The sequence below is a fragment of the Nitratireductor sp. GZWM139 genome (assembly GCF_030068685.1).
GTDB lineage: Bacteria > Pseudomonadota > Alphaproteobacteria > Rhizobiales > Rhizobiaceae > Nitratireductor > Nitratireductor aquimarinus.
The window spans coordinates 176,603-202,952 of sequence record NZ_JAMQML010000009.1; the positions used below are offsets into that span (position 1 = coordinate 176,603).

A 26,350-nucleotide genomic window follows, 5' to 3' on the forward strand; every position below is an offset into this window, starting at 1 on the left:
ATGGATTTGTCAATGTCGGGGCTGTGCTGTGTGTCAGCCGGCCATCTGCCTCACCGCATCGAGCAGGAATTCATCCTGATAATGCGCGGCGGCAAAGGAAAGCCCCGCCGGACAGTCATCGACCGTCATGATCGGGGCCGAGATTTCGGGAAGCCGCGCCACGCCGGAGAATGCGGTGAGGGTCATGGTCCGGTCGTAGAAATCGGTCACCGCTTCCATTGTCGTCAGGGAGCCCTTCAGCGGCGCGATCACCGGCGTCGTGGGAAAGCAGACCACCGTGCCGGGGGGGAGGGCTGCGTTGATCGCCTGGAAGAGCCATTCGCAATGTTTGATGCTTTCGAGCGCGGCGATCCGGTCGAAGGCGGTCACATTGCCGTAGGCCATGGAGAAGGTGAAGCCGAGTTCCGGCTTCTCGGTCTCGATCCAGTTCGCAACCGTGCTCTGGAACTCCGCCGTCTGCAGGTCGCGAAGCGCCTTCAGATTGCAGTCGCTCAGGGGGGCAACTGCGCCGATCAGTTCCGCAAAGCGCATGGGCTCCGGCGCAATGCCCGTTTTCACGGCAATCGCCTCCAGCGCCGCCTTCACCTGCTGCTGCACGGCCTCGTCGGCGATTTCCACCGCATCCGTCAGGACAATGATGCGCTCCAGCTTTTGTGGTTTCGCCTTGCCGCTGCGCAGGAGCACGCGCGCGGCGCTGTCGAGCGTTGCAAGGCTGTTTGCCACCACGCCCACCGTGCTGACGCTCGGCATGAAGGGCAGGACGCCAGCCTCCGAAACGCGGTGCAGCGAGGGGCGCAGGCCCCACAGGCCGCACAGGCTTGCCGGAACGCGGATCGAGCCGCCCGAATCCGTGCCGAGCGAAAAGTCTGCGAGCCCATTGGAAACGGACGAGGCCGAACCGCTGGAGGAGCCGCCGGGAATGCGCTCCGGCGCATTGCCATTGCGCGGCGTTCCGAAGAAATGGCTCTCGCCGTCGAGGCTGTAGGTGAACTCGTCAGCCACCACCTTTCCGACGCAGCGCGCTCCTGCGGCGAGCACCTGGTCGACACACAGCGCGTTGTGAACCGGGGCCGCATGGGCGTCCCGCCATGCCGGGCTGCCATAGGAGGTCTTAAGCCCTGCCAGGTCGATATTGTCCTTCACGGTGAAGGTCAGCCCATCAAGCGGGCCGGAGGCATGGGGCGCGAGGTCGAGGCGCTCGACCAGGGAACCGGAGGGATCGGCGAGGGATGTCTGGGGCATGGGCACTCCGAATCTGAGAACAGGCTGGAGCTTCCTGCGGACCACAATCGCTTCAATGTCTCAAGGCCCGGTGGCCGGAACCGGCGCGAACGCACCAGTCGCGATCCCGGGAGCGCGGGGAGGCGTGGTCAGGCCCCGTCGGATCTCTTCAGGCTGTTTCTCTGGAGCCCGTTTCTCTGGAGCCATGTTTCGTAGAGATGCCCGCGCGCGCCCTGCGCCTGCGGGATGTGCGCTGCTTCAATGCCTTCTTGCTCATCGACGGGGCGTGCAAGCTCGGCGGCGATGGAGGCTGTCGACAGGCCATAGGGTTCGGCCTCGTCATTGGAATAGGCGAAGAAGACCCGGTCGATACCGCACATGCGCATGGCGGCGAAGCACATGGGGCAGGGCTGGCCGCTGGCATAGACCGCGCAACCACCGCGCCGTCCTTCACCACCACGGCGCCGAATGGCCGGCCACCCTCATCGACATTGTCGAAGGCAAGCGCGATGGCTTCGTCCAGAAAACGTTTCGTGTCGCTCATTTTGCCCCTGCGCCTTCCAGAATTTCGATCATCTCCGTGTAGCCGCTGCGTTTTGCGTGCTGCAATGGGGTCACGCCTTCGCGGTCGGCAATGTCGGTGTCTGCGCCGGCGTCGACCAGCAGTTTCACGATCGCCGTATGGTTCGGCCCGCCATCGCCCAGGATCACGGCTTCCAGCAGCGCCGTCCAGCCGAGCTTGTTCACATGGTCGAGATCAACCCCGGCCTCGATCAGCGTGCGTACGGTCTCCACATGGCCGCGGTCGGCTGCCGGGATGAGCGCTGTTCCACCGAAGCGGTTGGTGCTTTCAAGGTCTGCGCCGTTGTCGAGCGTCAGGCGCAGAATATCCTCATAGCCGCGTGCGCCAGCCAGCAGATAGGGGCTGTCCTCGATCCCGTCCTTCGCATTGACGTCAGCACCCGCCTCGATCAGAAGGCGCGCGGCCTCCCCCTGGTTTGCCTGCACGGCGGCCATGAGGGCGGTTCTCTTGCGCGCGTCACGCTCATCGACGGCAGCGCCGTTTTGAAGCGCGCTCTCCAGTGCAGCGATGTCGCCACTTTCTGCAGCGGTGATGAGGGGCGTTTGTGCAAAAGCACCGGTTTGAAAGGCGGCGGCCATCAGGGCTGCTGCCACGAGGCGGAGAAACCGCCGGCCGGATTGTGCGCGCAATACATTCATTCAGGTCTCCCGATCTGCTGGTCGGGGAAGACCTTAGTCCATCAATTGTGACGAAGTTTGGAGCGCGCGGTGCGCCTATTCGCTCACTGCGCCGACGACCGGGTTGTTGCTCTCGCGCAGGCTCACCCAACGGCCGGTATGCGTGCTGGCCTGACGCTTGAGATAGCTATAGCCGGTGGAGCTCCACAGCTTCACGCTGTTGTTGAGGTTGTCGAGAACGAAGTCCCCGCGATCCGTGCGCACGGTCAAGACCGCATGGCCTTCGCCATTGGGCTTGCGCACCACGGTGATCAGAAGGTTGGAGAGCGAAATGCCGGCCCGTTTCAGAGCGCGGCGCTTCTCGAGCACATAGTCCTCGCAGTCGCCAACGCCGGTAGAAGGGTAGGTCCACACTTCTTCCTGGCCATAGATATCGATGTCGTTCATCGGCTCGATGGCGTTGTTCACCGCAGTGTTGATCTCGGTCAGGGTTTTCCAGAGCGTTTTGGTCATGTGCACCGGCCCCTGATCGCGCATGCGGATCGAGCATTCGACCGGGTTGGCCTTGCAGAACTCGTAATGACCGATGGGCTGAGAGGTCAGTCCGCCGGTTTCCATCAGATTCATCGCTCCGGCCGGCGCAATCATGCCCCCTGCCAGAAAAAGGCTCGCAAGAACCCCACTGCGGAATCCCCCCCGCAAAGCAGCCATCATGGCGCTCCCCGCTCGTTTCAATCGTTAACGAAACGTTAAGGATGATGGGGTGTCGGTGTCAATCAGCAGAGCGGCAATCTTACCAGCTATGGTTACCAGCGGTGCTTCTGGCCACCGGCTTTGGCGCTTCCTGTTGCGCAAATGCCATTGCCGCAGGGGATGATCTGCGCCCGACACTGAAGCTTTTCAGCGTCGGGCGATAATTGTCATGGCTGGCGGGTCGAGACTGGTGGGCCGAGACTGGCAGGTCAGGACGCGCTGTTGGAGCCTGTGGCCGGCTTGCGGCTGCGGGCGGCCGGCTTTTTCGCCGTCCCGGCGCGTGGTTTCGCCGGTGCGGCTTCGGCTGCTGCCGGCTTTGCGGTCTTCAATCCGCCGGCCGGGTTGCTGCGCATAAAGTCGAGAATGCGCGGCGCGATTTCGGAGCGGAAACGCGAGCCGTTGAAGACGCCGTAATGGCCAACGGCGGGCTGCATGTAGTGATGACGCATGTCGTCGGGAATGTTGACGCACAGATCATGCGCGGCCTTCGTCTGGCCGACGCCGGAAATATCGTCATTCTCGCCTTCCACCGTCAGAAGCGCCACGCGCTTGATGGCGGAAGGGTCGACCAGTTCGCCGCGATGGCGCATCTGGCCGCGCGGCAGGTCGTGCCGGATGAACACGGTCTCCACAGTCTGCAGGTAGAACTCGGCCGTCAGGTCCATCACCGCCAGATATTCGTCATAGAAGTCGCGGTGCTTCTCCGCGGAATCGCCATCGTTCTTCACCAGATGCATGAAGAAGTCCTTGTGCGCCGTGATGTGGCGATCAAGGTTCATGCTCATGAAGCCGGAAAGCTGCAGGAAGCCCGGATAGACCTGACGCATGAAGCCCGGATTGGGCCACGGAACCGGCATGATGACATTGTCGCGGAACCACGAAATGTCCTTCTCCTCGGCCAGCTCGTTCACGGCGGTCGGGTTCTTGCGGGTGTCGATGGGGCCGCCCATCAGGGTCATGCTGGCGGGCACGGTCTTTGCGCCGCGCGCCTCCATGATGGCGATAGCGGCAAGCACCGGCACCGAGGGCTGGCACACGGCCATCACATGCGTGTCCAGACCCATCTGCTCAAAGATGTCGATCAGATAGTCGATATAGTCGTCGAGATCGAAAGAACCGTCGGCCAGCGGCACCATGCGCGCGTCCGACCAGTCGGTGATGTAGACATCGGCATAGGGCAGCATGGTCTCCACCGTGCCGCGCAGCAGCGTGGCGTAGTGGCCGGACATGGGCGCGACCATCAGGATCTTCGGGCCGGCATGCGCGCCTTCGGGCAGGTCACGCTTGAAGCGGATGACGTCACAGAACGGGCGCGACCAGACGATCTGCTCGTTGACGGCCACTTTCACGCCGTTGACGCTGGTTTCCTTCAAGCCGAATTCAGGCTTGGTGTAGCGGCGTGTGCTGCGCTCGAAGACCTCGGCAGCGGCGGCGACGCTGCGTCCGAAATAGGTCTTGGCGACCGGGTTCATGGGGTTGCTGTAAAAAAGCCGAACGGCGTCGGCATAGGCCCGCGCCGGCTGCAGCGCGGCGTGGTTGAATTCATAAAGCTGATAATACATTGCTAGGTTTCCTGGGAGGACCTTCGCTATGGCCAGGCCGCCAGGGGAAGTGGATATGTGACGGCGAAGCCTTGGTCGTTTGCATGCCAATCAGAGTAAACGACTTTTGCTGCGTTGCAATAGAAGCGCGCGTTTCCGATTTTTCGGAGAGGGGATGTTTCATCAACTGTATGATTCTAAAAGAGAAAATAAGACAGCGAGTCAAGCGTTGCTGTTGCGGCGCAGCATGAGAAGGCGGCTTTCCGGCGAAACATCGGGCGGGATTTCGATCAGAAAGCGCTCTTTCAGTGCTTCGGGCGCTGCATTCAGAGGCCATTCGGCAAAGCCGTGACGTTCGTAGAATGGCGCGTTGAAGGGCACGTCGCGAAACGTGCTGAGCGACACACCTTCGAGGCCGAGCGCCCGGCTCTCATCAATCACGGTCCGAAGCAGCCGCCCGCCAAGCCCACGGCGTCCGTGTTCGGGCGCAACGGACAGCTCTTCGACATGGAGAAATGCGTCGATGGGGCTGGTGATGACAAAGCCCACCGGGCCGTCTGCCACATGAACCGCCACGAATGTGCGGCGCTGCGCGGCGAGCCTGTCAAAGGCGTCTGCTTCCATCGCCGGTGTGGCGGCGAGATCCGCGTGCCCGTGTTCGGTAAAAAGCTGCGCAGCGCGCACCTCAACGGCCGGTAGATGCTGCGCATCGGCCGGCCGGTAAGGGCGGATCACATAGTCCTGAACTGCGGTTGCCGTGGGCCTGTCCTCGCGGTTTCGGAGATTATTCCGCGCCCTCGACAAGCACCATGTCGGCATCGGCCACCGTGTTGCGGATGGCTTTCGCCGCCTGGTATTCGGGCGAGTTGTAGCAATCATGTGCGGCCTGCAGCGAGGGAAACTCGATCACCACATTGCGTCCGCGTCCGGTGCCTTCCAGTCCTTCCCATTCGCCGCCGCGCGCCAGAAAGCGCGCGCCGAACTTCTCGAAGGCCGGTTTGGCCGTGGCCACATAGTCCTTGTAGCGCTCGGGGTCGCGCACATCGACATGGGCAATCCAGTATCCCTTGGGCTCCTTGGGCTCCTTGGGCTCGTTGGGCATGGTTCCTCCTCCCTTGCTTGGTTCCTGCCTGTTCTGTCAGGCTGCCGCCATCTCGTTGAGAATGGCTTCTGCCGCAGCCTTTGGATCTTGTGCCGCCACGATGGGGCGCGCAACCACCAGATGCGTGCTGCCGGCGCGGATGGCGTCGCCTGGCGTCATGACGCGTTTCTGGTCGCCATGGTCGCTGCCGGCCGGCCGGATGCCGGGCGTCACCAGCGCCATGTCAGGGCCGGCCACGCCGCGCATTTCCTCCACCTCGGTCGGGGCGCAGACAATGCCGCCCATGCCGGCCTCGCGGGCCTGGGCAACGCGCTTTGCCACCAGTTCACGGGCGGTAAGCGCATAGCCCGCATCGTTCAGGTCGGCATCGTCCATGGAGGTGAGAACGGTCACGCCGAGCAGGGTCAGGCCGGAGCCTTCGGCTGCCTTGACCGCAGCGCGCATCGCCTTGGGGTAGGCGTGGATGGTGAGCATGGTCATGCCCATCCGCGCGATGTTCTCGACGCCCTTGGCCACCGTGTTGTCGATGTCGAGCAGTTTCATGTCGAGGAAGATCTTCTTGCCGGAGCCGGCCAGCTCACGCGCGAAGCTCAGGCCGCCGGCAAAGGCGAGCTGATGCCCGATCTTGTAGAAGGACACCGTGTCGCCCAGCGCGGCGACCACGCGGTCCGCCTCGGTCAGGGTCGGTACATCGAGGCCCACGATCAGGCGGTCGCGAATATCGTTGGTCATGGTCAGGCTCCCACACGGGTTGAGGTCAGTTTGGCACGTTCGATCAGTCCGCGACAGACGGCTTCCATCATGCCCCGTGTGCGCTCGTCCCTGAAGCTGCCATCGGTGTCGAAGGCATCCTGTGCGCGGGCAACGGAGCATTGAGGGGTGATGATGTCGGCCTTGCAGTTCATCAGCACGGCGCGCAGGTGATAGAGCCCGCGAATGCCGGCGAAATTGCCGTCGGAAGAAGAGCAGAGCGCGACGGGCTTGCCGGCCCAAGGGCGCAGGGGCTTGCCATTGTCCCTGGAGAGGCGGCTTACCCAGTCGATCGTGTTCTTGAGCAGAGGTGGAATGGAAGCGTTGTATTCGGGGCTGGCGATCAGCACTGCGTCATGCGCGGCGATCAGCCGGCCGAGCCGGTACACATTCTCGGGAATGCCTTTCTCCCGCTCCAGATCCTCGTCCATGATCGGCAGCGGATAATCCACCAGCGATATGCGCGTGACCTCCGCACCCTGCTGCGCGAGTTCCTTCATGGCTGCGTCGGCGGTCTGGCCGCTATAGGCGCCCGTGCGGATCGATCCTGCAAAGACAAGGATTTTGGGGGTCATCGGCGAATGCTCCTCTGTTTGCGAAGAGCCGTATAAGCAATGAACTTTTCAATCAATGGAATATGCGTGTGGAAGACCGCCACCGGCGGCAGATGTGAAAAGGAGCCGACAAGCGGCTCCTGAAGACGTTTTTGCTGGTGGTTCACCGGCCCGTTCAATCCGGGGCTCGATCTAGTGCTTTCCCCGGCGATAGACCCAGAGCTGTGTCGGGGGGATGTTGCGCAGCACGAAATCGAAATGCTCGACCGTGTAATTGCCCTGGCCCGCCGGAATGGGGGATTTGGGGCCGTAGGTGAGTTGCACCACCGGACGTCCCTCGGGAATGAGGTCGAGAAGGGAATCCATATAGGCAACGCGCTCTTCAACGGGGAAGTTGAGCAGCGGTACGCCGGACACCACGCTGTCGAACAGTTTGGGCGTCTTTTCGCCCAGCGCCTTTTCCAGCGTGTTGCGGATATCGAAGGCGTTGCCCTCGATCACGTTCACGCCCGGATAGGTTTCGCGCAGATGGGTCACGAAATCCGGGGAGTACTCAACGGCGTAAAGGTTCTGCGGGTCGACGCCATGGGCGAGGATCGCCTTGGTGATGACGCCGGTTCCGGGGCCTGCCTCGAGAACCGGTAACCCGGATTTGGTGTCGATGACCGATGCCATCCGCCGGGCGGTGACACTGCTTGTGGGCATGATGGCGCCGACAGCCTTGGGCTGGTCAATCCAGCCGCGAAAGAAGCGCAGTTCTTCCCCAAAACGGTCTGCGATCGCTTTGCGCACACCTTGCCCTTTGCTCATCGTACCGCCATCCTCCTTCAAAACCCCGTTATAAAATCATTTTTATTGCGGGAAGTATCCCGCCATTCCGCAGATCGGGCCGAACAGCCCGATCCAGTCCAATAGCCCAATGCAGTCCAATTGCACCGTGCGGCTATTCTCCGAAGGATTCGAAGAAGTCCTTCATACGTGAAAAGAAGCCTGCCGACTGCGGGCTATTTTCCTTTGAAGAAATTTTCTCGAACTCTTCAAGAAGCTCACGCTGTTTTTTCGTGAGGTTTTGCGGCGTTTCTACGGCCACCTGAATGTAAAGATCGCCAACCTTGGTCTGTCGCAGCACGGGCATGCCCTTGCCGCTGAGGCGGAACTGGCGGCCGTTCTGGGTGCCTTCGGGCACTTTGACACGGGCCTGCGTTCCATCCAGCGTGGTGACCTCGAAAGAGCCGCCGAGTGCTGCCGTGGTCATCGAGATGGGCACCTTGCAGTAAAGGTCGGCGCCGTCGCGCTGGAAAAACTCGTGTGGTTTGACCGACAGGAAGATGTAGAGGTCGCCGGGCGGTCCGCCGCGCAGACCGGCCTCGCCCTCGCCGGCAAGGCGAATGCGCGTGCCGTCTTCGATGCCGGCCGGGATGTTGACCGAGAGCGAGCGCTCTTCGGCCACGCGGCCCTGTCCGGAGCACTTCTGGCAGGGGTCGGAAATGGTTTCGCCACGCCCCTGACACTGCGGGCAGGTGCGTTCGACGGAGAAGAAGCCCTGTGCCGCGCGCACACGGCCCGAGCCATGGCACATCTGACACTGGGTCGGAGACGTGCCGGGCTTTGCGCCGGTGCCGGCGCAGTCGTCACAGGCCACGGCGGTTGGCACGCGGATCTGCCCGGTCTTGCCGGCGAACGCCTCTTCCAGCGTGATTTCCATGTTGAAGCGCAGGTCTGCGCCATGCTGGCGACCGCCACGGCGCCGCCCGCCGCCCATCATGTCGCCGAAAATGTCTTCGAAGATATCGGCGAAACCGCCGCCACCGCCGCCGAAGCCACCGCGTCCACCCATGCCGCCATTTTCAAAAGCGGCATGGCCGAACTGATCGTAAGCCGCACGCTTCTGCGGATCACGCAGCGTTTCGTAGGCTTCGTTGACTTCCTTGAACTTCTCTTCCGCCTCGCCATCGCCAGGGTTGCGGTCCGGATGGTACCGCATGGCGAGTTTGCGAAAGGCGCTTTTAAGTTCCTTCTCGTCGGCGTTTCTCGACACGCTGAGCGTCTCGTAAAAATCTGCCTTCATCAATGAGAGTCCCGCATAATCTGTTTGGAGCGAACACTGTTCCCCCGATCAGTGCCCGTTATTTAGGTATTCGCGACAGCGAATGCCATAGTTTGCGGCAGATTGCCAGCGGCACGGGGCGTCACACGCCATGCGCGCAGGCATCCGGAACTCCGTCAGGCTGCAGCCACGTTCGTGCGCGGCTTCTGCCGACCGAGGCCGGCAGCATTCAGCAGATATCCAGAAAGCACATTTTCGAAGAAGCGGAACGACGCCATGGCGACAAAAATCGTCAGAAGCATCACCGCGCCCGTATAGGCGAAAAACAGAGGGACCGAGGGCGACTGGATGTAGTGCCCCCAGATGAAGGAGAAGAAAATGCTCTCCGTTACCGGGTGCCACAGATAGACGCCGAAGGAAACGGCCGCTGCCGGGCGCAGGAAGGCGGGATAGGTGTAGCCATCGGGATTGTTGCGCTCCACGACGCCAGCCAGAAACACGGCAACCGCCAGGAGCAGAAGCGTCACATAGATGTCGAGCCGGAGCGCCATGGAGGTGCAGGCGAGCAGGATTGCGACCCAGGCGGGCCAGCGGGCCGACACGGTCAGCGCGGAGCGCCTCACGAGCACGGCAAGAAGCGCGCCCAGCACGAAATCGGCAAAGGTGCGGTAAGCGCCCCATGTGTCTGCCTGAACCCAGCTCTCGAAGGGCATGACGCCCGTGCGCACCATTACTTCCAGAATGGCGTAGCAGGCGAACAGGAGGCCGAACAGGCCCGTGAGCCCGCCACGGCGATAGGCCACGATGATGACGGGCAGGAGAAGATAGGCAAACCACTCCGCGGAGAGAGACCAGGAGACGAAATTGAAGGTGAGATGGTCTTCCACGCCCCAGGCCTGGATCAGCAGCAGGTTGGCGGGAAGGGCGCTCCAGTCAAAAAGGGCGGCTTCGCCACCGGTGCGCAGCACGCCAAGCGAAACCAGAAGGCCGATAAAGACGAAGTAGGACAGCGTCGCCAGATGAAGCGGGTAAAGACGTATCAGCCGCTTGTAGAGATAGACGCCATAGCTTCGGGCATCGCGCACCTGATCGCCATAGCGCGAGAAGATGAGAAAGCCGGATATGATGAAAAACATGTCGAGCAGTGGCCGCAGCGCTTCCAGCTCGTTTTTCACCTGAAGCCCTTCGCCGGGCGCGAAGTGGCCGAAGTGGTAAAGCATGATCAGAAGCGCTGCCGCAAAGCGCCAGATCTCATAAAGTCGATAGCGGATCATGAGCCCCCCGGCCAATCCAACAGATATTCTCGATCGCCCTGTGTCCGTTCGGACGCATAAAGGGCGATCCAAGTTATTGATCGAGCATCGGAATAACCCGAAAACCGGATGCCGATTCTCGGTCCCACGCTCTAGTTTGCCGGCAATCTTATTGGGGGGATTCTTTAAAAGGCATGAAAAAAGCCCGGGGCGAAAACCCCGGGCTTTTCAGATTCACTGCCTGAGCGATCAGGCCGACTTCTTGTCGTCTTCGTCGATCTCTTCGAAATCGGCGTCAACGACATCGTCGCCGGAAGCCTTGGCGTCAGCCGCTGCGTCTGCCTCGGCAGCTTCGGTCTGGCTGGCCTCGTACATGGCCTGACCAAGCTTCATGGAAGCTTCGGCGAGGGTGTTGGTCTTCGCCTTGATGTCCTCGGCGTCGTCGCCCTCGACGGCCGTCTTCAGGTCGGCAAGCGCGTCTTCGATGGCCTTCTTCTCTTCCTCGGAGACCTTGTCGCCATATTCGCCAAGCGACTTCTCCGTGGAGTGGATGAGGGCCTCGGCCTGGTTCTTGGCTTCGACCGCCTCGCGGCGCTTCTTGTCGGCCTCGGCGTTGGACTCGGCGTCCTTCACCATGTTGTCGATCTCATCGTCGCTGAGACCGCCGGAAGCCTGAATGCGGATCGCCTGCTCCTTGCCGGTGCCCTTGTCCTTCGCGGACACGTTCACGATGCCGTTGGCGTCGATGTCGAACGTGACCTCGATCTGCGGCACGCCGCGCGGTGCGGGCGGAAGACCGGTCAGGTCGAAGCGGCCAAGGCTCTTGTTGTCCGCAGCCATTTCGCGCTCACCCTGGAACACGTTGATGGTCACGGCATTCTGATTGTCCTCGGCGGTCGAGAAGACCTGGCTCTTCTTGGTCGGGATCGTCGTGTTGCGGTCGATCAGGCGCGTGAACACGCCACCGAGCGTCTCGATGCCCAGCGAAAGCGGGGTCACGTCGAGCAGCAGAACGTCCTTCACGTCACCCTGCAGAACACCGGCCTGAATGGCAGCGCCCATGGCGACCACTTCGTCCGGGTTCACACCCTTGTGCGGGTCCTTGCCGAAGAAGGCCTTCACGGTCTCCTGAACCTTCGGCATGCGGGTCATGCCGCCGACCAGAACCACTTCGTCGATCTCGCCAGCGTTGAGGCCGGCATCCTTCAGAGCGGCCTTACAGGGCTCGACCGTGCGCTTCACGAGGTCCTCGACGAGGCTCTCGAACTTGGCGCGGGTCAGCTTCATGGTCAGGTGCTTCGGACCCGACTGGTCGGCCGTGATGAAGGGCAGGTTGATTTCGGTCTGCGAAGCGGACGACAGCTCGATCTTGGCCTTCTCGGCAGCTTCCTTCAGGCGCTGCAGGGCAAGCTTGTCCTGCTGCAGGTCGATGCCCTGCTCTTTCTTGAACTCAGCCGCCAGGTACTCGACCAGACGCATGTCGAAGTCTTCACCGCCGAGGAAGGTGTCGCCATTGGTGGACTTCACCTCGAACACGCCGTCACCGATCTCGAGGATCGAGACGTCGAACGTGCCGCCGCCAAGGTCGTAAACGGCGATGGTCTTGCCGTCTTTCTTGTCGAGACCATAGGCAAGCGCAGCAGCGGTGGGCTCGTTGATGATGCGCAGGACTTCAAGACCAGCGATCTTGCCGGCGTCCTTGGTGGCCTGACGCTGGGCGTCGTTGAAGTATGCGGGCACGGTGATGACGGCCTGCTCGACCTTCTCGCCGAGATAGGACTCAGCCGTTTCCTTCATCTTCTGAAGGGTCATCGCCGAGATCTGCGAAGGCGAATAGCTCTCGCCATGGGCTTCAACCCATGCATCGCCATTGTCAGCTTTGACGATCTTGTAGGGGACCAGCTTCTTGTCCTTCTCGACCGTGGGGTCGGAGAAGCGACGGCCGATCAGGCGCTTGATCGCGAAAAGGGTGTTTTCCGGGTTGGTGACAGCCTGACGCTTGGCCGGCTGGCCGACGAGACGCTCGCCCGAATCCGTGAATGCCACGATGGACGGGGTGGTGCGTGCACCTTCCGCGTTCTCAATAACCTTCGCGTCCTTGCCATCCATGACGGCGACGCAGGAATTGGTCGTTCCGAGGTCGATACCGATTACTTTTGCCATATCTTCTCTCCGCAAAGCAGACTGTCAGGACCCATTCCGGCGTTCCAGATGACAGCCCCTGTTCACACGAAATTGCCGCAGCAGCGCCTCAGGACGAAACGCGCCAAACGGCTTCGTGGCGTATATAAGAATGGGATTTTTCAAGCGCAAGGCGGGATTTGCCCCGATTTGGCTTCGAAAGCGGGGTTCGGAGGCCGCGACCGGCGCTCTGACGCTTGCCCCGCGCGGCGTTGATGATGAAACGGAACGCTTCGGACTTTGAGGAAAAGTCAATTTGATCGGCTGCCGCTGATGTGAGAGCGGGTCGCCGAGGGGGGATTTGGCTCAGGCGATAACCGCCGATCAAACTGACATCCGGGAAAATAATGGTCCGAAGATTCGTGTTCTGGGGGCTCGTTGTGTCGTTCCTGCTCCAGGCAGGCTGTATCTGGGAGAACGAAGAAAAGAAGGCTGGCGCGAAGAGAGCACCGATCAGGCTGCCGGTCGCCATGGCGGTCAGGGCGGCGCAGAAGCCCGCCGCCGTGGAGGACGCCCTTGTGGCAATCAATCGCCTTGCGGAGCGCACCTGTCTGGCCACCGCCATCTACTACGAGGCGCGGGGAGAAACGGTGAGCGGGCAGAAGGCCGTCGCGATGGTGATCTTCAACAGAAGCAGGTCGCCTGCATATCCGCCCAGCATTTGTGGCGTGGTCTTTCAGAATGCGCGCTGGCGCAATCGCTGCCAGTTTTCATTCGCCTGCACAGGCATTTCACTGGTGCCGAAAGATGCCGAAGCCTGGCAGCTCGCATTCAGGATCGCCAAGGCCCGATACTCCTGCGCACCCGAATGCAACAATTACACGCTGGTCGACAAAACCAACTATCTGGCCGTCGACGCCACGCATTACTATGCCAATTATGTCAGCCCCAAATGGGCTAAACAGATGCACAGGCATGGCCAGATCGGGCGACACATCTTCCTGTCGCCCCGGTCCGCCGACGGAGTCTGAAAGTGCCGCCGCACCCTGCGGCAGCGGCTTCTGCTAGACTGTCTCCCAGCCATCATGGGTGGCGGCGCGATAGATGGCGTCTATGAGTTTCTGGTTCTTCGCCGAATCCTCGAGCGTGAAGATCGCCGCCTCTTCGCCCCGCGCCGCCCGCGCGATGGCTTCCGCCTGCAGACGGTACTGCCGGGCGCGGGGAAAACGGTGGACGCTGGCGCTGTTGTGATCGGCGCTGAACACGGTAACGCGGGTATCGCCATAGTCCGGGGTGTTGAAGGGGGCGTTGACCTCGATGAACCCCTTGTCGCCATGGAACACCATCGACTGTCTGAGCGCCATCTGCGTCGAGACGTAGAAGGTCAGTTCGAAGTTGCCGAAATCGGCCTTGGCGCTGGCGTAGATGTCGGTGCCGAAATTCGGGTCGCGCTCCACCATCGCCTGCACGCGCTGCGGCTCGCTGCCGGTTGCAAAGCGGGTGGTGACCGTGGGGTAGACGCCAATGTCGGGCAGGCCGCCACCGCCAAGCTCCGGCTTGTTGCGCATGTTGTCGGGGTCGACATTGTGATAGCAGAACACGCCCTGCACATGCCGCAGCCGGCCGATGGCGCCTTCGGCGATCAGGTCACGCACCTTGTGCCATTGCGGGTGGTAGGTGACCATGAAAGCTTCCGAGACGATGACATTGTTCCGGTCGCGCGCCTCGATGACGCGGGCAATGTCCTTTGCATCGAGCGCCAGCGGCTTTTCGACCAGCACGTGCTTGCCGGCGTCGGCCGCCCTGATGGCCCAGTCCACATGATCGGAGGTCGGCAGCGGGATGTAGACGCCGTCCACATCCGGCGAGGCGAGAAGCGCGTCGTAGGACGAGAAGGTGTGCGGAACGCCGAAGCGCGCAGCCAGCGCCTTCGCTTTGGCCTCATCGCGGCTGGCAATCGCCGTCACCACGCCGTTTTCGGCATCCTGGATCTGCGGAATAACCTGCTCGCGACCGATCTTGGCCGTCGAAAGAACGCCCCAACGGAACATGGATTCTCCTCCTGAATTTGGCGCAGGCAATCACATAGTTCGGGGAAAGAAAACCGATAAGGTTTTCCGACTCTTTTTGTTCTGCTAATGTTCCGCAAACAGTCTTGGAGACACCCATGCCTGCAGATGAGCCGGTTCACCTGGTGGAAGATGGAGAAACCGGAGATCGCTTTCTGATCTACGACGGTGAAAAGGGGCTGCGGCTCGATATCCGTTATGAAGCTGAAACGCTCTGGATGACGCAGGAGCAGATCGCCCGGCTTTTCGGACGTGAGCGAAGCGTCATCACCAAGCACATTTCAAATGTTCTGGATGAGGGGGAACTGGACGAAGAGAGTTCTGTGCAAAAAATGCACACAACCTCCGGGCGCCCGCCGCTACTTTACAATCTCGATATGATCATCTCTGTTGGCTACCGGGTCTCGTCCGCGCAGGCCACCCTGTTCCGCCGCTGGGCCACCGGGATTCTGGTTCAGTTCGCGCGCAAGGGCTTCGTTGTGGATGCCGTGCGCCTGAAGCAGGAAAGCAACCGGGATCGCATCGCGGAACTGCGGGAGATCATCCGGGACATTCGTTCTGATGAGGCGAATGTTTATCGGGAACTGCAGCGCATCTGCGCCCTGTGCCAGGACTATGACGGGCGTTCAGCAAGCGCGCAGAGCTTCTTTCAGCAGACGCAGGCAAAGCTGATTTATGCCGTCGTTTCGCAGACGCCATCAGAACTGGTGCAGGCGCGCGCCAACCACCAGTTCGAGAATATGGGCTTGCAAAGCTGGCCCGGCGACGCAATCCGAAAACGGGATGTGACTGTTTCCAAGAACTATCTGGCCGAAGCGGAGCTCCGCGAACTCAATCGCCTGACCACGATCCTTCTCGACATATTCGAAGATCAGGCGGATCTTGGCCGTCTGGTGGTGATGGACGATGCGACCCGTCTTCTGGAGGCGCAGCTGGTCGGACTTGGACGAACCGTTCTGCGTTCAGGTGGCAGCGTTAGCGCGGAGGCTGCAAAAGAACATGCGCGCAGCGAATACACACGGTATTCCGAACAGCTCAAAATTGAACGCCATAAGAAAGCGGACGAGCACATTTCTGCACTCGTCCGCGAAGCCAAGCGGCTCCCCAAAGGGCGCCGCTGATATGTGATCTAACCGCGCAGCGTGCCGCCGGTCTGCTTGCCGACATTGGCCACGATGCGGCCGGCGATGGCTTCGAGTTCCTCGTCCGTCAGCGTCTTTTCGCGCGGCTGGATCGAGACTTCGATGGCGACCGACTTCTTGTCTTCGCCGAGCGATGCGCCCTCGAAGATGTCGAACACGCGCACGGCGGTCACGAGCTTCTTGTCGGCTGCTGCAGCTGCCCGCTCGATGGTTGCCGCCTCGACCGACCTGTCGACCACGAAGGCGAAATCGCGGCGCACGAGCTGGAAGGGTGAAAGCTCCAGGCGCGGCTTGGTGCGCGTTGCCTTCGCCTTGGGCTCGGGGATCGTGTCGATGAACACCTCGAAACCGCAGATCGGTCCTTCGGCGTCCAGCGCCTCCAGCGTGCGCGGGTGAATCTCACCGAACGTGGCGAGCACGATCTTGGGTCCAAGGCGGATCGTGCCTGAGCGGCCCGGGTGATACCAGTCCGGACCACCGGCCACGATCTGCAACTTGTCGACAGGCGCGCCCGCTGCCTCGAGAGCGGCCAGCGCATCGGCCTTGGCGTCGAACACGCCGACCGCTTCGCTGTTGCCCGACCAGTGACGCCCGGAGCCGTCCATCTTTGCCGTGCCGCGGCGGATGCCGCCGGCAACCCGGCGCTGGCCGGCATAGCTGTCATTCTCATAGGTGCTCGACACCTCGAACAGAGCCACATCGGCAAAGCCGCGCGCTGCATTGCGCTGGGCGGCTGCGATCAGGCCCGGCAGCAGCGAGGGGCGCATGTCCGACATGGCTGCGGCAATCGGGTTGGAGAGCTTGAGCGATGCATCGCCACCACCGAAGAGCTTCGCCTGCGCTTCATCGATGAAGGTCCAGGTCACGGCTTCCATCATGCCGCGCACGGCAAGAGCGCGCCGCGCATTGCGGGTGCGGTTCTGCAGGACGGTGAGGATCTGGCTGTTGACCGCGCCGTGGGAGGAGAGGGGCTCGGGCGCGATCTCGTTCACGCCGTGAATGCGCATCACCTCTTCCACCAGATCGGCCTTGCCGTCGATGTCCGGCCGCCAGGACGGCACGGAAACCTCAAGCACGTCGCTCTCGCCCGTGGAGGCGAAGCCGAGACGCTGGAGAATGTCCTTGCTCTCGGCACTCGACACATTGAGACCGGTCAGGCGCTTCACCTCGCTCACCGGGAAGGTGATGCTGCGCGGCTCGTAGCCCTGATAGCCGACCACGCGGCTTTCGCTCGGCTCGCCGCCGCACAGGTCCAGAACGAGCCGGGTGGCGACTTCAAGACCGGGCTCCATCATCTCCGGGTCCACGCCGCGCTCGAAGCGGTAGCGCGCATCGGTGATGATGCCGAGATCGCGGCCGGTGCGGGCGATGTTCATCGCGTCCCAGAGGGCGGATTCGATCAGCACGTCCGTGGTGTTCTCATCGCAGCCCGAGTGCTCGCCGCCCATGATGCCGGCAATCGACTCGACGCCATTGCCATCGGCGATGACGCACATCTCCGGGGTGAGTTTGTACGTGCGCTCGTCAAGCGCCAGAACCGTCTCGCCTTCTTTGGCCCGGCGCACGGTGAGGTCGCCCTTCACCTTGGCGGCGTCGAAGACGTGGAGCGGGCGGCCAAGATCGAAGGTCACATAGTTGGTGATGTCGACCAGCGCGTTGATCGGGCGCAGGCCAATCGCCGTCAGACGCTGCTGCATCCATTTGGGCGAGGGGCCGTTCTTCACACCGCGCACGAGACGCAGCGCGAAGCCGGGGCAAAGCTCCGGTGCTTCGATGGTCAGCTCGACAGGGCACGCGCCCTTGCCGGCAACCGGCGCAATGGGCGCATCCCTGAGCGTGCCAAGGCCGGCAGCCGCCAGATCGCGGGCAATGCCATGCACGCCGGTGCAGTCGGGACGGTTCGGCGTCAGGCCGATCTCGATCACCGGGTCGTCAAGGTTCGCCCAGCTTGCGAATGAAGTGCCGACGGGGGCGTCTTCGGGCAGGTCGATGATGCCGTTGTGCTCGTCCGACATCTGCAGCTCGCGTTCCGAGCACATCATGCCGTGGCTTTCCACGCCGCGGATCTTGCCGACGGAGAGCGTCACGTCGATGCCGGGCACATAAGCGCCGGGCGCCGCGAACGCGCCGATAAGGCCCGCACGCGCATTGGGCGCGCCGCAGACCACCTGAACCGGCTTGCCGTCGCCCGTGTCGACGGAAAGAACCCGCAGCCGGTCGGCATCGGGATGCTGCTCGGCCGTCAGAATCTTCGCGATCACGAACGGCTTCAGCGACGCCTTGTCGTCCACCTCTTCGACCTCAAGGCCGATCATGGTGAGCTTCTCGACGATCTCGTCGAGCGTGGCGTCGGTCTCAAGGTGCTCCTTGAGCCAGGAGAGCGTGAATTTCATGGCATCATTCCTTCGGGTCTTGCCGTTCCAGGATTTTCACCAGCCGGAACCGCTCGCAAACCAGTTTCATATCGGGGCTGAAGCCGCCATTTCGCTGGAAATAGGCCTCATGTCCCTCACGCCAGCATGTCAGCGAGAGGTCTCCCTCGCCTTCGGCGCGTGCAAAATCTTCGTCCACTTCGCTAAAGGCGCGAATGGTGATCTCTACCGTCTCGATTACGGCAGCAGGGCGTCCCTTGCCGTCAAGGACGATATCCTGCCGCCCAACCTGCGGCATTGGCTCGCCGCCGGCCTCGAAGTCGCTCAAGGCCCCGCAGGTCGCCGTCTTGCGTCCGGCAAGCACCAGCTCCAGCAGTTCATCTGCCAGCGCCGGGCTGTCGCCGAACGCGAAACGGATCGTCTCGCCATGGCCTTGAGACAAACTCATCAGGCGCTCAATCCGCCGAAAAGCGTCGGCAGGTCGAGCGGGCGGAAGCCGTAATGCTCCAGCCAGCGCACATCCGCGTCGAAATAATCGCGCAGGTCAGGCATGCCGTATTTCAGCGTGGCGATACGGTCGATGCCCATGCCCCAGGCAAAGCCCTGATACTCGTCCGGATCGAGACCGCAGGCGCGCAGCACATTGGGGTGCACCATGCCGCAGCCGAGGATCTCCATCCAGTCATTGCCCTCGCCGAAGCGCACTTCGCCCGGCTGCGAGCGGTCGCACTGGATGTCCACTTCCAGGCTTGGCTCGGTGAAGGGGAAGAAGGACGGGCGGAAGCGCATGTTCAGCTGCGGCACCTCGAAGAAGGATTTGCAGAATTCCTGCAGAACCCACTTCATGTTGGCGACATTGGCCGTCTTGTCGATCACCAGCCCTTCGAGCTGGTGGAACATGGGCGAGTGCGTCGCATCCGAATCCTGACGGTAGGTCTTGCCCGGAATGACGATGCGGATCGGCGGTTCCTGGGCTTCCATCGTGTGGATCTGAACCGGCGAGGTGTGCGTGCGCAGGAGCTTGCGCTCACCCTTCTCATCCGGCGGGAAGAAGAAGGTGTCGTGCATCTCGCGGGCCGGATGGCCTTCGGGGAAGTTAAGCGCCGTGAAGTTGTAATAGTCGGTCTCGATGTCCGGACCTTCGGCGATGGCGAAGCCCATATCGGCGAAGATGGCCGTGATCTCGTCGATCACCTGGCTGATCGGGTGGATGCGGCCGCGCTCGGCCGGCGGGCGGCGCACGGGCAGGGTCACATCGACCTTCTCACGCTCCAGCCGGGCATCGATGGCGGCTTCGCGCAGCTCGGTGCGCCTTGTGGTCAGCGCTTCGGTGACGCGCGCCTTGAGACCGTTGATCGCCGGGCCCATCACCTGCCGCTCTTCCGGCGACATGGAGCCGAGCGTCTTCAGCATTTGCGAGACCGAGCCCTTTTTGCCGAGCGTCGCAACGCGCACCGCCTCGATCTCCTGCTCGTCGGCGGCCGTGGCGATCTGCCCGGCGATGGTCTTTTCCAGTTCTTCGAGTTCGCTCATGCCTCGTAGCCCTTTTTGGGTTTGATGTCGTGCTGGCTCATTTCGGCGGGGCTGGCCGCCGCGTTGCCGAGAGCCGTTTTGAGAAACCGTGTCGCTTTCAACACGCGCTTGCCGTCGCTGCCAAGCCCCCTGTGCTCGATTGCGCCGAGAAAGGGGATGAGCGGCGAGAGAAATCGGACGATCCGCCGCAGTGCGTCGCGCACTCCGGAAGGCGGGGCGGCGAAATAGGCGTCGAACGCCGCCTGCGGCGTTTCGGGCTGCTTCGCCTGCATGCAGATCTGCAGAAACAGAAGCCAGACGTCACGCGCCTGCGCCGTGGCAAGCGGCATGGAGGCTTCGGGTTCTTCCTCGAAGTCGACGAAGCCCCAGCGTTCATCGCTGGTGATGAACATGTCGCGCGGGTGAGGACGGCCGTGACACAACCCGCGCCTGTGCGCGTCGTGCAGAGCCCGCGCTGCGTCAACGAGGAGCCTGTCATGGGCCGCGTCTTCGCCGTGGTGCGCCAGCATGGCCAGCTCGTTCTGGGCGATGGGAGCCACATTCGACAGAACGAGCACCCTGTCGTTGCGGAAGAGCAGTTTCGCCGTTGGCAGCCCTGCGGCGCGGAAGGCTTCGAGCTTGCGCGCTTCACGGTCGATGGCGCTCGCCCTGTTCGTTTTAGGTGACGCGCGCAGGAAGGCGGAGGGCATCAGCGGCGTCAGCGCCGTGTGCAGCCATTTGGCCACCGGCACCCGCTCCACATCGTAACGCTTGATCCAGACGGTCTGTCCGTCGAGCACGGCCGAGGAGACGCGCTCGCGCTCACCGGTGATGAGCATGCGCAGCAGTGTCGCCGTCGCTTCCGGCGAAAGAACGTCCTGCTCGTGTCTCGTCTCGTCGTTCATGGTCTTCATCACAAAGAAAAACCCGCGCCAGCCCTGCCAGCGCGGGTTTCCCGAACTAAACCTGATTGCTTCGGGAAGCGCTGGCCTTAGGCGACAGCGCTTTCAAAAGCATTCGGGGTGGTGTCCTTGAGGTACACGAGCGCTTCCTTGGACTTCTTCACCAGAGCGGCGAATGCCTGCGGCTCATGCACGGCCATGTCGGCCAGCACCTTGCGATCGATCTCGATGCCGGCCTTGTTGAGGCCGTCGATGAAGCGGCCATAGGTCAGGCCGTGTTCGCGTGCGCCGGCGTTGATGCGCTGGATCCACAGAGCGCGGAAATTGCGCTTGCGAGCCTTGCGATCGCGGTAGGCGTACTGCATCGACTTTTCGACCGCCTGCTTGGCGATGCGAATGGTGTTCTTGCGACGGCCGTAGAAACCCTTGGCGGCTTTCATGACCTTCTTGTGCTTGGCGTGGGCGGTAACGCCCCTCTTTACGCGTGCCATGACATGATCTCCTTAAATGTGTTCCGGGTTCCTGCGATTACAGGCCGTAGGGCATGAACTTCTTCACGATCTTCGTATCGGGATCGGAAAGAACCATCGTGCCGCGGGCATCGCGGATGAACTTGTTGGAACGCTTGATCATGCCGTGGCGCTTGCCAGCAGCTGCGACTTTCACCTTGCCGGTGGCGGTTACCTTGAACCGCTTCTTGACAGAAGACTTCGTCTTCATCTTGGGCATTTTGCTTCTCCGTTCTTGGCTCACGCCGGTGTGTCGGTGCAAACGGCTCCGCGAGGAGCGCCGGAAATCCGGCGGCGGCCTGAGCCGCATTTCGTCTGCTCGGTTCCCTGCGTGTGCTTTTCAGCATTAAGGACCGCCACGGCATGCCCTGCCGGCCGGTCCAGGAACGCGGCCTTATAGCGGGGGGCGAAAGATTGCGCAACTCCTGATTTGGCCGCGTTGCGGGGCGGGGTTGCGGGGCCGGATCAGTAGAGACGGAACAGAGTGGGCAGCAGCCCGAGATCCTGGACATATTCGACCAGTTCGAAGGCCGGCATGGCCAGAAAGAAGATCAGGCCGTCCCGCAGCGTTCCGTAAAGCCGCTCCGGCAGGATGGTCAGCGTCTTGGGATCGTGAAAGAGCTTCGGGTTCGGGAGGAATGAAGGCACGCGCGCCGCGTAGGCGTCATAGGCGTCGCCGAAGGCGTCGCGCAGGTGGTGTTCTTCGCGACGCGCGGTGATGCTGAGAATGAAAGCGGCCAGAGCGCCGCAGATCAGCGCCGCGATGATGCTGCCGGTCTGCGCGCCCACACCCATCGCGCCGATGGTGGAGAAGACATAGAGCGGATTGCGTGTGATCGAGTAGGGGCCGTCCTGCACCAGCTCCGCCGCCTTGCGCCCGCCGATATAGAGCGTGCACCAGAGCCTGCCCACGATGGCGATGCCGATCAGGCCGAGGCCGGCGATCTCGATGATCTCCTCAACATCGATGCCGAGCGGCTGATAATGCGCCCAGCCGGAATGGAAAAAGAGAACGAAGCCGCACAGCAGAGAGGCAATCAGCCAGAAACTGGCGATGCGCAGGCGCTGGAACTGTCCAAGCGCAATCTGATGAATGGACACGCGAAAACCCCCTAGCAAACCATGTTTATGATTTTGCTAGGGAGGGAATGCGGCATTTTGTGGGGGAAGAGCCGGACAAAGTTCCGGCTTTATCGCGTCGAACGGCCCCGGCCCTTGCGGGCGCAGGCCTGTTACGTGGTGCGGGGCGCCAGAACCATCATCATCTGGCGGCCTTCGAGCTTGGGCTCGGCTTCCACCTTGGCAATCGGCTCGACCTCTTCCTTGACGCGGTTGAGGAGCTTCATGCCGAGTTCCATATGGGCCATTTCGCGGCCACGGAAACGGAGCGTCAGCTTGACCTTGTCGCCAGCCTCGAAGAAACGGCGCACAGCCTTCATCTTCACCTCATAATCATGAGAGTCGATGTTCGGACGCATCTTGATCTCTTTGATCTCGATGGTCTTCTGCTTCTTGCGCGCCTCGGCAGCCTTCTTCTGAGTCTGATATTTCATCCTGCCGAGATCGGTGATCTTGCACACGGGCGGCTTGGCGTTCGCTGCCACCTCAACCAGGTCAAGTCCGGCCTCTTCTGCAAGACGCAGGGCATCTTCCGTGGCGAGCACGCCGCGGTTGTTGCCTTCGTCGTCGATGAGCTGAATCTGGGGAACCCGGATGTCGCGGTTTGCGCGCGGGCCTTCTACTTTCTGAGGCGGCGCTTTGAATGGTCTGCGAATGGTCGTGATCTCCTCGAATTGTTAAATCACTGGGTTTCGGCACTGTTTAGCCGAGGCGTATGTCGTCTCGGCAGGCGAAGTGTCAATAGCATATAAGGTCAAAAGAATCACGTCGCACCTTTTGATTATGCCGGAAACGGTGCGGTTGAAAGAATTTATCCGGGTAAATAAGGAGCCAAACCATGACGGACGCCACCCCCAGCTTCCTGAAGATCGGCGATACGGACATCGCCTATCGCCACCGGACCGGCAGAGCGCCGGGCGTTGTCTGGCTGGGCGGCTACAAGTCCGACATGCTGGGCACCAAGGCCGAGGCGCTTGATGCGTGGGCCGGCGAGGCGGGACACGCCTTCCTGCGGCATGATTACTCGGGCCATGGCGAGTCCGGCGGCGCCTTCCGCGATGGCACCATATCCCTTTGGCTCGAGCAGAGCCTCGGTGTGTTTCGCGCCATGACCGAAGGCCCGCAGATCCTCGTCGGCTCGTCCATGGGCGCATGGATCGCGCTGCGCATGGCGCAGGAACTCAACAGGGCGGGCGAGGGCGACCGGCTGGCCGGTCTTCTTCTTCTTGCGCCCGCGCCCGATTTCACCAGCGTGCTGGTCGAACCGAAGCTTTCGGACGCCAACCGGCGGGATCTGGAAGAGAAGGGCTATATGGAAGAGCCGTCCGAATATTCCGACGAGCCCTATGTTTACACCCGCGCGCTTTTCGAGGACGGCAGGAAGAACCTGGTGCTCGACGGCGTCATCGACACCCATTGCCCGGTGCATATCCTGCAGGGCAAGGCAGATCCCGATGTGCCTTTCGCCCATGCCATGCGGCTGGCCGAGCATCTGCCGGCAGACGATGTCACCATCTCGCTGATCGGCGATGGCGATCACCGGCTTTCCAGACCCCAGGATATCGCGTTGATCTTGCGGTCGCTGGAAGGTTTGATCGAGCGTCCGGTTTAGGCCGATTGCCGGAGCTGGCCGGCGGATACGGAAATAAGTGCAGTAAAAACAGAAGTTTGTCTGTTTCTCGTTTATCAATTCCTTGAAACCTGAAAAACAGCCCCCATCTCGAATTCATGCAACTTCCCGGGGGTTGCATGCTCAAGGAAAGGAACGGGTGATCATGACAAATTCTGCACTTATCCGTCCTGCCTGGACGCCAGCGACGATTGCTCTGATGGTGGTGGGTTTCATGGTTTTCTGGCCGCTCGGCCTCGCCATGCTCGCTTACATTCTGTGGGGTGATCGCCTCGGGGAGTTCAAGAAGGACGTCAACCGCAAGACTGATGAAGTCTTCGCCGGCTGCCGCCGCGCCTCGCGGAGCCAGTCGTTTACCGGCAACGTTGCCTTTGACGACTGGCGCAACAAGGAGCTCGACCGGCTCGCCGAAGAGCGCCGCAAGCTCGACGAGGCGCGTGACGAGTTCGACGAATACATGCGCGAACTGCGCCGCGCCAAGGATCAGGACGAGTTCGATCGTTTTATGAACGAGCGCAACAAGGGCCGCAAATCAGGCCGTGGCAAGTCCGTGCCGGACGTGACCGACGAGGACTGATTTTCCAAAACGGCAGGCATATGACTGGAACGGCATCTCTTTGAGGTGCCGTTTTCTTTGCGCATTTTCGCTCACGAATCGCTTAAACTTTCACCATGGCGCTTGGATTTCTCAACAAAATGATCGGGCTTAAGGTCGCCGCACCGCCGACCGAACGGACGCACCGGGTGGCCGGGCGCGAGCTGCCTTTGCGCATCGTTGAGAATGCGCGCGCCAAGCGCCTGACCCTGCGCATTGAGCCGGGCGGGAGAGGTCTTCGCATCACCGTGCCGCCGGGGCTCTCCCGGTCGCGTGAAGTGGAGGCGTTTCTGGACCGCCACACGGGCTGGCTCGAGGAAAAGCTGAAAAAGCTGCCCGAGCGCCCTGTGGTGCGCGCGGGCATCAAGATCCCGGTGCGTGGTGAGCCGCATATGATCGTGCATGAGACCGGCCGTCGCGGGGCCGCACATGTCGCCACGCGTGATGGCGCGCCGGTGCTGGTCGTCTATGGCGACCCGGAGCACCTGCCCCGCCGTGTCGCCGATTTCCTGAAGCGCGAGGCCAAGCGCGATATCGAGGCACTGGTCGCCCGGCATACGGCCACCATCGACAAGCGCGCCCGCGCGATCCGCTTCCGCGACACCAAAAGCCGCTGGGGTTCCTGCACCTCCGACGGCGTTCTCTCCTTCTCCTGGCGCATCATGATGGCCCCGCCGCTGGTGATCGACTATCTGGTCGCGCACGAGGTCGCGCATCTGCGCGAAATGAACCACGGTCCCCGCTTCTGGAAGCTCTGCAAGGAGCTGTCGCCGGAAACGGATCGCTGCAAGGACTGGCTCAAGCGCAACGGAACCGCATTGCAGGCCATCGGCTTCGAGTGACGGTTGTGTTGGGCTGAGTGCCTTCTGGAGCAGGAGGTTCGCTGTGCTGTTGAGATGGCGGTGCCTGGCACCCTCGCCCTTCGCCTTTCGGCAAGCTCAAGAAGCTCAGGATGAGGGCTACTGTGTGTTCACAGCCTGTGACATCCTCGTGGGACGGGTAGTTGACAGGCGAACACGCGATGCCCTCGCACAGCGCCCACGCAATGCCGGCATCTCAACAGCCCTCATCCTGAGCCTGTCGAAGGGCGAGGGCGAGGGCGCTCGGCGCCGCCACCTCCCCTCGGTTGGCCGCCTGACGCCCCGCATATCCTCGCCTCCAGCCCGCTGGCTCAATCGCGTTGTGCCTCGACTCCGCCGCCTTTTCGTGCGACTTCCCTGACATGACACTCGACGTAAAGATCTGCGGTCTGAAGACCGAGGAAGCGCTGGCTGCCGCGCTGGACGGCGGAGCGAGCCATATCGGCTTCATCTTCTTTGAAAAGAGCCCGCGCCATGTGGAGCCGGATCAGGCCGGACGCCTGCGTGAGGCTGCGCGCGGTCGCGCGGATGTGGTGGCCGTCACGGTCAACGCCGATGACGCGGCGCTCGACGCCATTGTCGCGGCGGCAAAGCCCGATATCCTGCAGCTCCACGGGGCCGAGAGCCCGGAGCGCGTGGCCGAGGTGAAGGCACGGTACGGGCTGCCGGTGATGAAGGCTTTTGCGATCCGCGAGGCAGCCGATCTCGAGAAGATCGCGCCCTATCGCGGCATCGCCGACCGTTTCCTGTTCGACGCCAAGCCGCCGAAGGGATCTGACCTTCCCGGCGGCAATGGTGTATCCTTCGACTGGGAGCTGCTTGCGGCCCTTGACGATGGCGTGGATTACATGCTTTCCGGTGGGCTGAACGCGGCCAATATCGGCGCGGCGCTGAATGCCGCGTCGCCCCGCGCAATTGACATTTCGTCAGGCGTGGAACGTGCGCCCGGTGAGAAAGATCCGGATCTGATACGCAATTTCTTCCGCGCCGTCCGGGCGGCGCGTGAAGGCGATGCGGGTCTGGCATGAGGAGAACACCTTGAACAAACCGGCAGAACCCAATTCCTTCCGGATTGGCCCGGATGATGACGGCATGTTC

Annotated in this window: 26 protein-coding genes and 2 pseudogenes; 6 read left to right on the forward strand and 22 right to left on the reverse strand. The window is 62.0% G+C overall.

All coding sequences use genetic code 11. The annotated features are described in order from the left end of the window. Positions 1 to 33: 33 nt before the first annotated feature. The 13 genes and pseudogenes from NDI72_RS13135 to dnaK form a co-directional block, all read right to left on the reverse strand. The gene (locus tag NDI72_RS13135) at positions 34 to 1,242 is read right to left on the reverse strand and encodes an amidase family protein (protein WP_283800653.1); all 1,209 of its coding nucleotides are present in this window, start codon (positions 1,240 to 1,242) and stop codon (positions 34 to 36) included. A gap of 128 nt (positions 1,243 to 1,370) precedes the next feature. After that, positions 1,371 to 1,765 (reverse strand): annotated as a pseudogene (locus NDI72_RS13140) (tRNA-specific adenosine deaminase). Beyond that, positions 1,762 to 2,442, reverse strand: coding sequence for an ankyrin repeat domain-containing protein (locus tag NDI72_RS13145; RefSeq protein WP_502888404.1), 681 nt, complete (start codon positions 2,440 to 2,442; stop codon positions 1,762 to 1,764). The pseudogene NDI72_RS13140 and the gene NDI72_RS13145 overlap by 4 nt, the downstream one beginning before the upstream one ends. Before the next feature lie 75 nt (positions 2,443 to 2,517). After that, on the reverse strand, positions 2,518 to 3,069 hold the full coding sequence (locus tag NDI72_RS13150) for a transglutaminase-like cysteine peptidase (RefSeq protein ID WP_283800654.1): 552 nt from the start codon (positions 3,067 to 3,069) through the stop codon (positions 2,518 to 2,520). A 314-nt stretch (positions 3,070 to 3,383) separates the two neighbouring features. After that, a complete protein-coding gene (locus NDI72_RS13155; protein ID WP_283800655.1) occupies positions 3,384 to 4,736 on the reverse strand; it encodes a polyhydroxyalkanoate depolymerase in 1,353 nt (450 codons plus the stop codon). 201 nt (positions 4,737 to 4,937) lie between these two features. Next, complete coding sequence (locus NDI72_RS13160) at positions 4,938 to 5,450, reverse strand: GNAT family N-acetyltransferase (protein ID WP_283800656.1); 513 nt, start codon at positions 5,448 to 5,450, stop codon at positions 4,938 to 4,940. 49 nt (positions 5,451 to 5,499) lie between these two features. Beyond that, positions 5,500 to 5,817: a DUF1330 domain-containing protein gene (locus NDI72_RS13165; protein WP_283800657.1), complete on the reverse strand. Its 318-nt coding sequence runs from the start codon at positions 5,815 to 5,817 to the stop codon at positions 5,500 to 5,502. 36 nt (positions 5,818 to 5,853) lie between these two features. After that, a complete protein-coding gene (gene pyrF / locus NDI72_RS13170) occupies positions 5,854 to 6,549 on the reverse strand; it encodes an orotidine-5'-phosphate decarboxylase (RefSeq protein ID WP_206545530.1) in 696 nt (231 codons plus the stop codon). 2 nt (positions 6,550 to 6,551) lie between these two features. Then, positions 6,552 to 7,142 (reverse strand): NADPH-dependent FMN reductase, encoded by a 591-nt coding sequence (locus NDI72_RS13175; protein ID WP_206553328.1) that lies wholly within the window; start codon positions 7,140 to 7,142, stop codon positions 6,552 to 6,554. A gap of 171 nt (positions 7,143 to 7,313) precedes the next feature. Then, positions 7,314 to 7,931: a phospholipid N-methyltransferase PmtA gene (pmtA, locus tag NDI72_RS13180; RefSeq protein WP_206545529.1), complete on the reverse strand. Its 618-nt coding sequence runs from the start codon at positions 7,929 to 7,931 to the stop codon at positions 7,314 to 7,316. A gap of 133 nt (positions 7,932 to 8,064) precedes the next feature. Then, positions 8,065 to 9,189: a molecular chaperone DnaJ gene (gene dnaJ, locus NDI72_RS13185; RefSeq protein WP_113153680.1), complete on the reverse strand. Its 1,125-nt coding sequence runs from the start codon at positions 9,187 to 9,189 to the stop codon at positions 8,065 to 8,067. Between the two features lie 155 nt (positions 9,190 to 9,344). After that, a complete protein-coding gene (locus NDI72_RS13190; RefSeq protein WP_283800658.1) occupies positions 9,345 to 10,442 on the reverse strand; it encodes an acyltransferase family protein in 1,098 nt (365 codons plus the stop codon). 228 nt (positions 10,443 to 10,670) lie between these two features. Continuing rightward, complete coding sequence (gene dnaK / locus NDI72_RS13195; protein WP_283800659.1) at positions 10,671 to 12,584, reverse strand: molecular chaperone DnaK; 1,914 nt, start codon at positions 12,582 to 12,584, stop codon at positions 10,671 to 10,673. A gap of 554 nt (positions 12,585 to 13,138) precedes the next feature. Between dnaK and NDI72_RS13200 the strand changes: the two are divergent. Further along, positions 13,139 to 13,573 (forward strand): annotated as a pseudogene (locus NDI72_RS13200) (cell wall hydrolase); the annotation flags it as partial. A 33-nt stretch (positions 13,574 to 13,606) separates the two neighbouring features. Here NDI72_RS13200 and NDI72_RS13205 read toward each other — a convergent pair. Continuing rightward, complete coding sequence (locus NDI72_RS13205; protein WP_283800661.1) at positions 13,607 to 14,593, reverse strand: Gfo/Idh/MocA family protein; 987 nt, start codon at positions 14,591 to 14,593, stop codon at positions 13,607 to 13,609. A gap of 104 nt (positions 14,594 to 14,697) precedes the next feature. Between NDI72_RS13205 and rhuM the strand changes: the two genes are divergently transcribed. Then, entirely contained in the window at positions 14,698 to 15,732 is a 1,035-nt protein-coding gene (gene rhuM / locus NDI72_RS13210; protein WP_283800662.1) for a RhuM family protein, read from the forward strand. An 8-nt stretch (positions 15,733 to 15,740) separates the two neighbouring features. On the opposite strand, the gene pheT is transcribed toward rhuM, so the two are convergent. From pheT to infC, 8 genes are all read right to left on the reverse strand, one after another. Continuing rightward, positions 15,741 to 18,146 (reverse strand): phenylalanine--tRNA ligase subunit beta, encoded by a 2,406-nt coding sequence (gene pheT / locus NDI72_RS13215; RefSeq protein ID WP_283800663.1) that lies wholly within the window; start codon positions 18,144 to 18,146, stop codon positions 15,741 to 15,743. 4 nt (positions 18,147 to 18,150) lie between these two features. Next, positions 18,151 to 18,573 carry an ASCH domain-containing protein gene (locus NDI72_RS13220; RefSeq protein WP_206553332.1) on the reverse strand — a complete coding sequence of 141 codons (423 nt, stop codon included), beginning with the start codon at positions 18,571 to 18,573 and terminating at the stop codon, positions 18,151 to 18,153. Continuing rightward, positions 18,573 to 19,658 carry a phenylalanine--tRNA ligase subunit alpha gene (gene pheS, locus NDI72_RS13225; protein WP_113153686.1) on the reverse strand — a complete coding sequence of 362 codons (1,086 nt, stop codon included), beginning with the start codon at positions 19,656 to 19,658 and terminating at the stop codon, positions 18,573 to 18,575. Before pheS ends, NDI72_RS13220 begins: the two co-directional genes overlap by 1 nt. Then, a complete protein-coding gene (locus NDI72_RS13230) occupies positions 19,655 to 20,542 on the reverse strand; it encodes a BUD32 family EKC/KEOPS complex subunit (protein WP_206553333.1) in 888 nt (295 codons plus the stop codon). Before NDI72_RS13230 ends, pheS begins: the two co-directional genes overlap by 4 nt. 86 nt (positions 20,543 to 20,628) lie before the next feature. Beyond that, positions 20,629 to 21,030 (reverse strand): 50S ribosomal protein L20, encoded by a 402-nt coding sequence (gene rplT, locus NDI72_RS13235; protein WP_007009055.1) that lies wholly within the window; start codon positions 21,028 to 21,030, stop codon positions 20,629 to 20,631. Positions 21,031 to 21,067: 37 nt separating this feature from the next. Then, the gene (rpmI, locus tag NDI72_RS13240) at positions 21,068 to 21,268 is read right to left on the reverse strand and encodes a 50S ribosomal protein L35 (RefSeq protein ID WP_007009054.1); all 201 of its coding nucleotides are present in this window, start codon (positions 21,266 to 21,268) and stop codon (positions 21,068 to 21,070) included. Between the two features lie 245 nt (positions 21,269 to 21,513). Next, positions 21,514 to 22,149, reverse strand: coding sequence for a methyltransferase family protein (locus NDI72_RS13245; protein WP_283800664.1), 636 nt, complete (start codon positions 22,147 to 22,149; stop codon positions 21,514 to 21,516). A gap of 131 nt (positions 22,150 to 22,280) precedes the next feature. Then, on the reverse strand, positions 22,281 to 22,823 hold the full coding sequence (gene infC, locus NDI72_RS13250) for a translation initiation factor IF-3 (RefSeq protein ID WP_113153689.1): 543 nt from the start codon (positions 22,821 to 22,823) through the stop codon (positions 22,281 to 22,283). Between the two features lie 182 nt (positions 22,824 to 23,005). Between infC and NDI72_RS13255 the strand changes: the two genes are divergently transcribed. The 4 genes from NDI72_RS13255 (at position 23,006) to NDI72_RS13270 (ending at position 26,280) form a co-directional block, all read left to right on the forward strand. After that, a complete protein-coding gene (locus NDI72_RS13255; RefSeq protein WP_113153690.1) occupies positions 23,006 to 23,779 on the forward strand; it encodes an alpha/beta hydrolase in 774 nt (257 codons plus the stop codon). Positions 23,780 to 23,942: 163 nt separating this feature from the next. Further along, complete coding sequence (locus NDI72_RS13260; RefSeq protein ID WP_113156104.1) at positions 23,943 to 24,374, forward strand: DUF2852 domain-containing protein; 432 nt, start codon at positions 23,943 to 23,945, stop codon at positions 24,372 to 24,374. Between the two features lie 95 nt (positions 24,375 to 24,469). Further along, positions 24,470 to 25,234: a M48 family metallopeptidase gene (locus NDI72_RS13265; RefSeq protein ID WP_283800665.1), complete on the forward strand. Its 765-nt coding sequence runs from the start codon at positions 24,470 to 24,472 to the stop codon at positions 25,232 to 25,234. Between the two features lie 380 nt (positions 25,235 to 25,614). Then, positions 25,615 to 26,280 carry a phosphoribosylanthranilate isomerase gene (locus NDI72_RS13270; RefSeq protein WP_283800666.1) on the forward strand — a complete coding sequence of 222 codons (666 nt, stop codon included), beginning with the start codon at positions 25,615 to 25,617 and terminating at the stop codon, positions 26,278 to 26,280. Positions 26,281 to 26,350: the final 70 nt, after the last annotated feature.

What these genes read in the sequence shown, in the direction of transcription:
- NDI72_RS13220 (WP_206553332.1), bottom strand. Translation starts at nt 18,573, where the DNA reads ATGAGTTTGTCTCAAGGCCATGGCGAGACGATCCGTTTCGCGTTCGGC.
- NDI72_RS13190 (WP_283800658.1), bottom strand. Translation starts at nt 10,442, where the DNA reads ATGATCCGCTATCGACTTTATGAGATCTGGCGCTTTGCGGCAGCGCTT.
- pheS (WP_113153686.1), bottom strand. Translation starts at nt 19,658, where the DNA reads ATGAGCGAACTCGAAGAACTGGAAAAGACCATCGCCGGGCAGATCGCC.
- rplT (WP_007009055.1), bottom strand. Translation starts at nt 21,030, where the DNA reads ATGGCACGCGTAAAGAGGGGCGTTACCGCCCACGCCAAGCACAAGAAG.
- NDI72_RS13255 (WP_113153690.1), top strand. Translation starts at nt 23,006, where the DNA reads ATGACGGACGCCACCCCCAGCTTCCTGAAGATCGGCGATACGGACATC.
- NDI72_RS13175 (WP_206553328.1), bottom strand. Translation starts at nt 7,142, where the DNA reads ATGACCCCCAAAATCCTTGTCTTTGCAGGATCGATCCGCACGGGCGCC.
- rpmI (WP_007009054.1), bottom strand. Translation starts at nt 21,268, where the DNA reads ATGCCCAAGATGAAGACGAAGTCTTCTGTCAAGAAGCGGTTCAAGGTA.
- pyrF (WP_206545530.1), bottom strand. Translation starts at nt 6,549, where the DNA reads ATGACCAACGATATTCGCGACCGCCTGATCGTGGGCCTCGATGTACCG.
- NDI72_RS13135 (WP_283800653.1), bottom strand. Translation starts at nt 1,242, where the DNA reads ATGCCCCAGACATCCCTCGCCGATCCCTCCGGTTCCCTGGTCGAGCGC.
- dnaK (WP_283800659.1), bottom strand. Translation starts at nt 12,584, where the DNA reads ATGGCAAAAGTAATCGGTATCGACCTCGGAACGACCAATTCCTGCGTC.
- NDI72_RS13145 (WP_502888404.1), bottom strand. Translation starts at nt 2,442, where the DNA reads ATGAATGTATTGCGCGCACAATCCGGCCGGCGGTTTCTCCGCCTCGTG.
- NDI72_RS13150 (WP_283800654.1), bottom strand. Translation starts at nt 3,069, where the DNA reads ATGATTGCGCCGGCCGGAGCGATGAATCTGATGGAAACCGGCGGACTG.
- NDI72_RS13230 (WP_206553333.1), bottom strand. Translation starts at nt 20,542, where the DNA reads ATGAACGACGAGACGAGACACGAGCAGGACGTTCTTTCGCCGGAAGCG.
- NDI72_RS13205 (WP_283800661.1), bottom strand. Translation starts at nt 14,593, where the DNA reads ATGTTCCGTTGGGGCGTTCTTTCGACGGCCAAGATCGGTCGCGAGCAG.
- NDI72_RS13260 (WP_113156104.1), top strand. Translation starts at nt 23,943, where the DNA reads ATGACAAATTCTGCACTTATCCGTCCTGCCTGGACGCCAGCGACGATT.
- NDI72_RS13155 (WP_283800655.1), bottom strand. Translation starts at nt 4,736, where the DNA reads ATGTATTATCAGCTTTATGAATTCAACCACGCCGCGCTGCAGCCGGCG.
- NDI72_RS13265 (WP_283800665.1), top strand. Translation starts at nt 24,470, where the DNA reads ATGGCGCTTGGATTTCTCAACAAAATGATCGGGCTTAAGGTCGCCGCA.
- pheT (WP_283800663.1), bottom strand. Translation starts at nt 18,146, where the DNA reads ATGAAATTCACGCTCTCCTGGCTCAAGGAGCACCTTGAGACCGACGCC.
- dnaJ (WP_113153680.1), bottom strand. Translation starts at nt 9,189, where the DNA reads ATGAAGGCAGATTTTTACGAGACGCTCAGCGTGTCGAGAAACGCCGAC.
- NDI72_RS13270 (WP_283800666.1), top strand. Translation starts at nt 25,615, where the DNA reads ATGACACTCGACGTAAAGATCTGCGGTCTGAAGACCGAGGAAGCGCTG.
- NDI72_RS13165 (WP_283800657.1), bottom strand. Translation starts at nt 5,817, where the DNA reads ATGCCCAACGAGCCCAAGGAGCCCAAGGAGCCCAAGGGATACTGGATT.
- pmtA (WP_206545529.1), bottom strand. Translation starts at nt 7,931, where the DNA reads ATGAGCAAAGGGCAAGGTGTGCGCAAAGCGATCGCAGACCGTTTTGGG.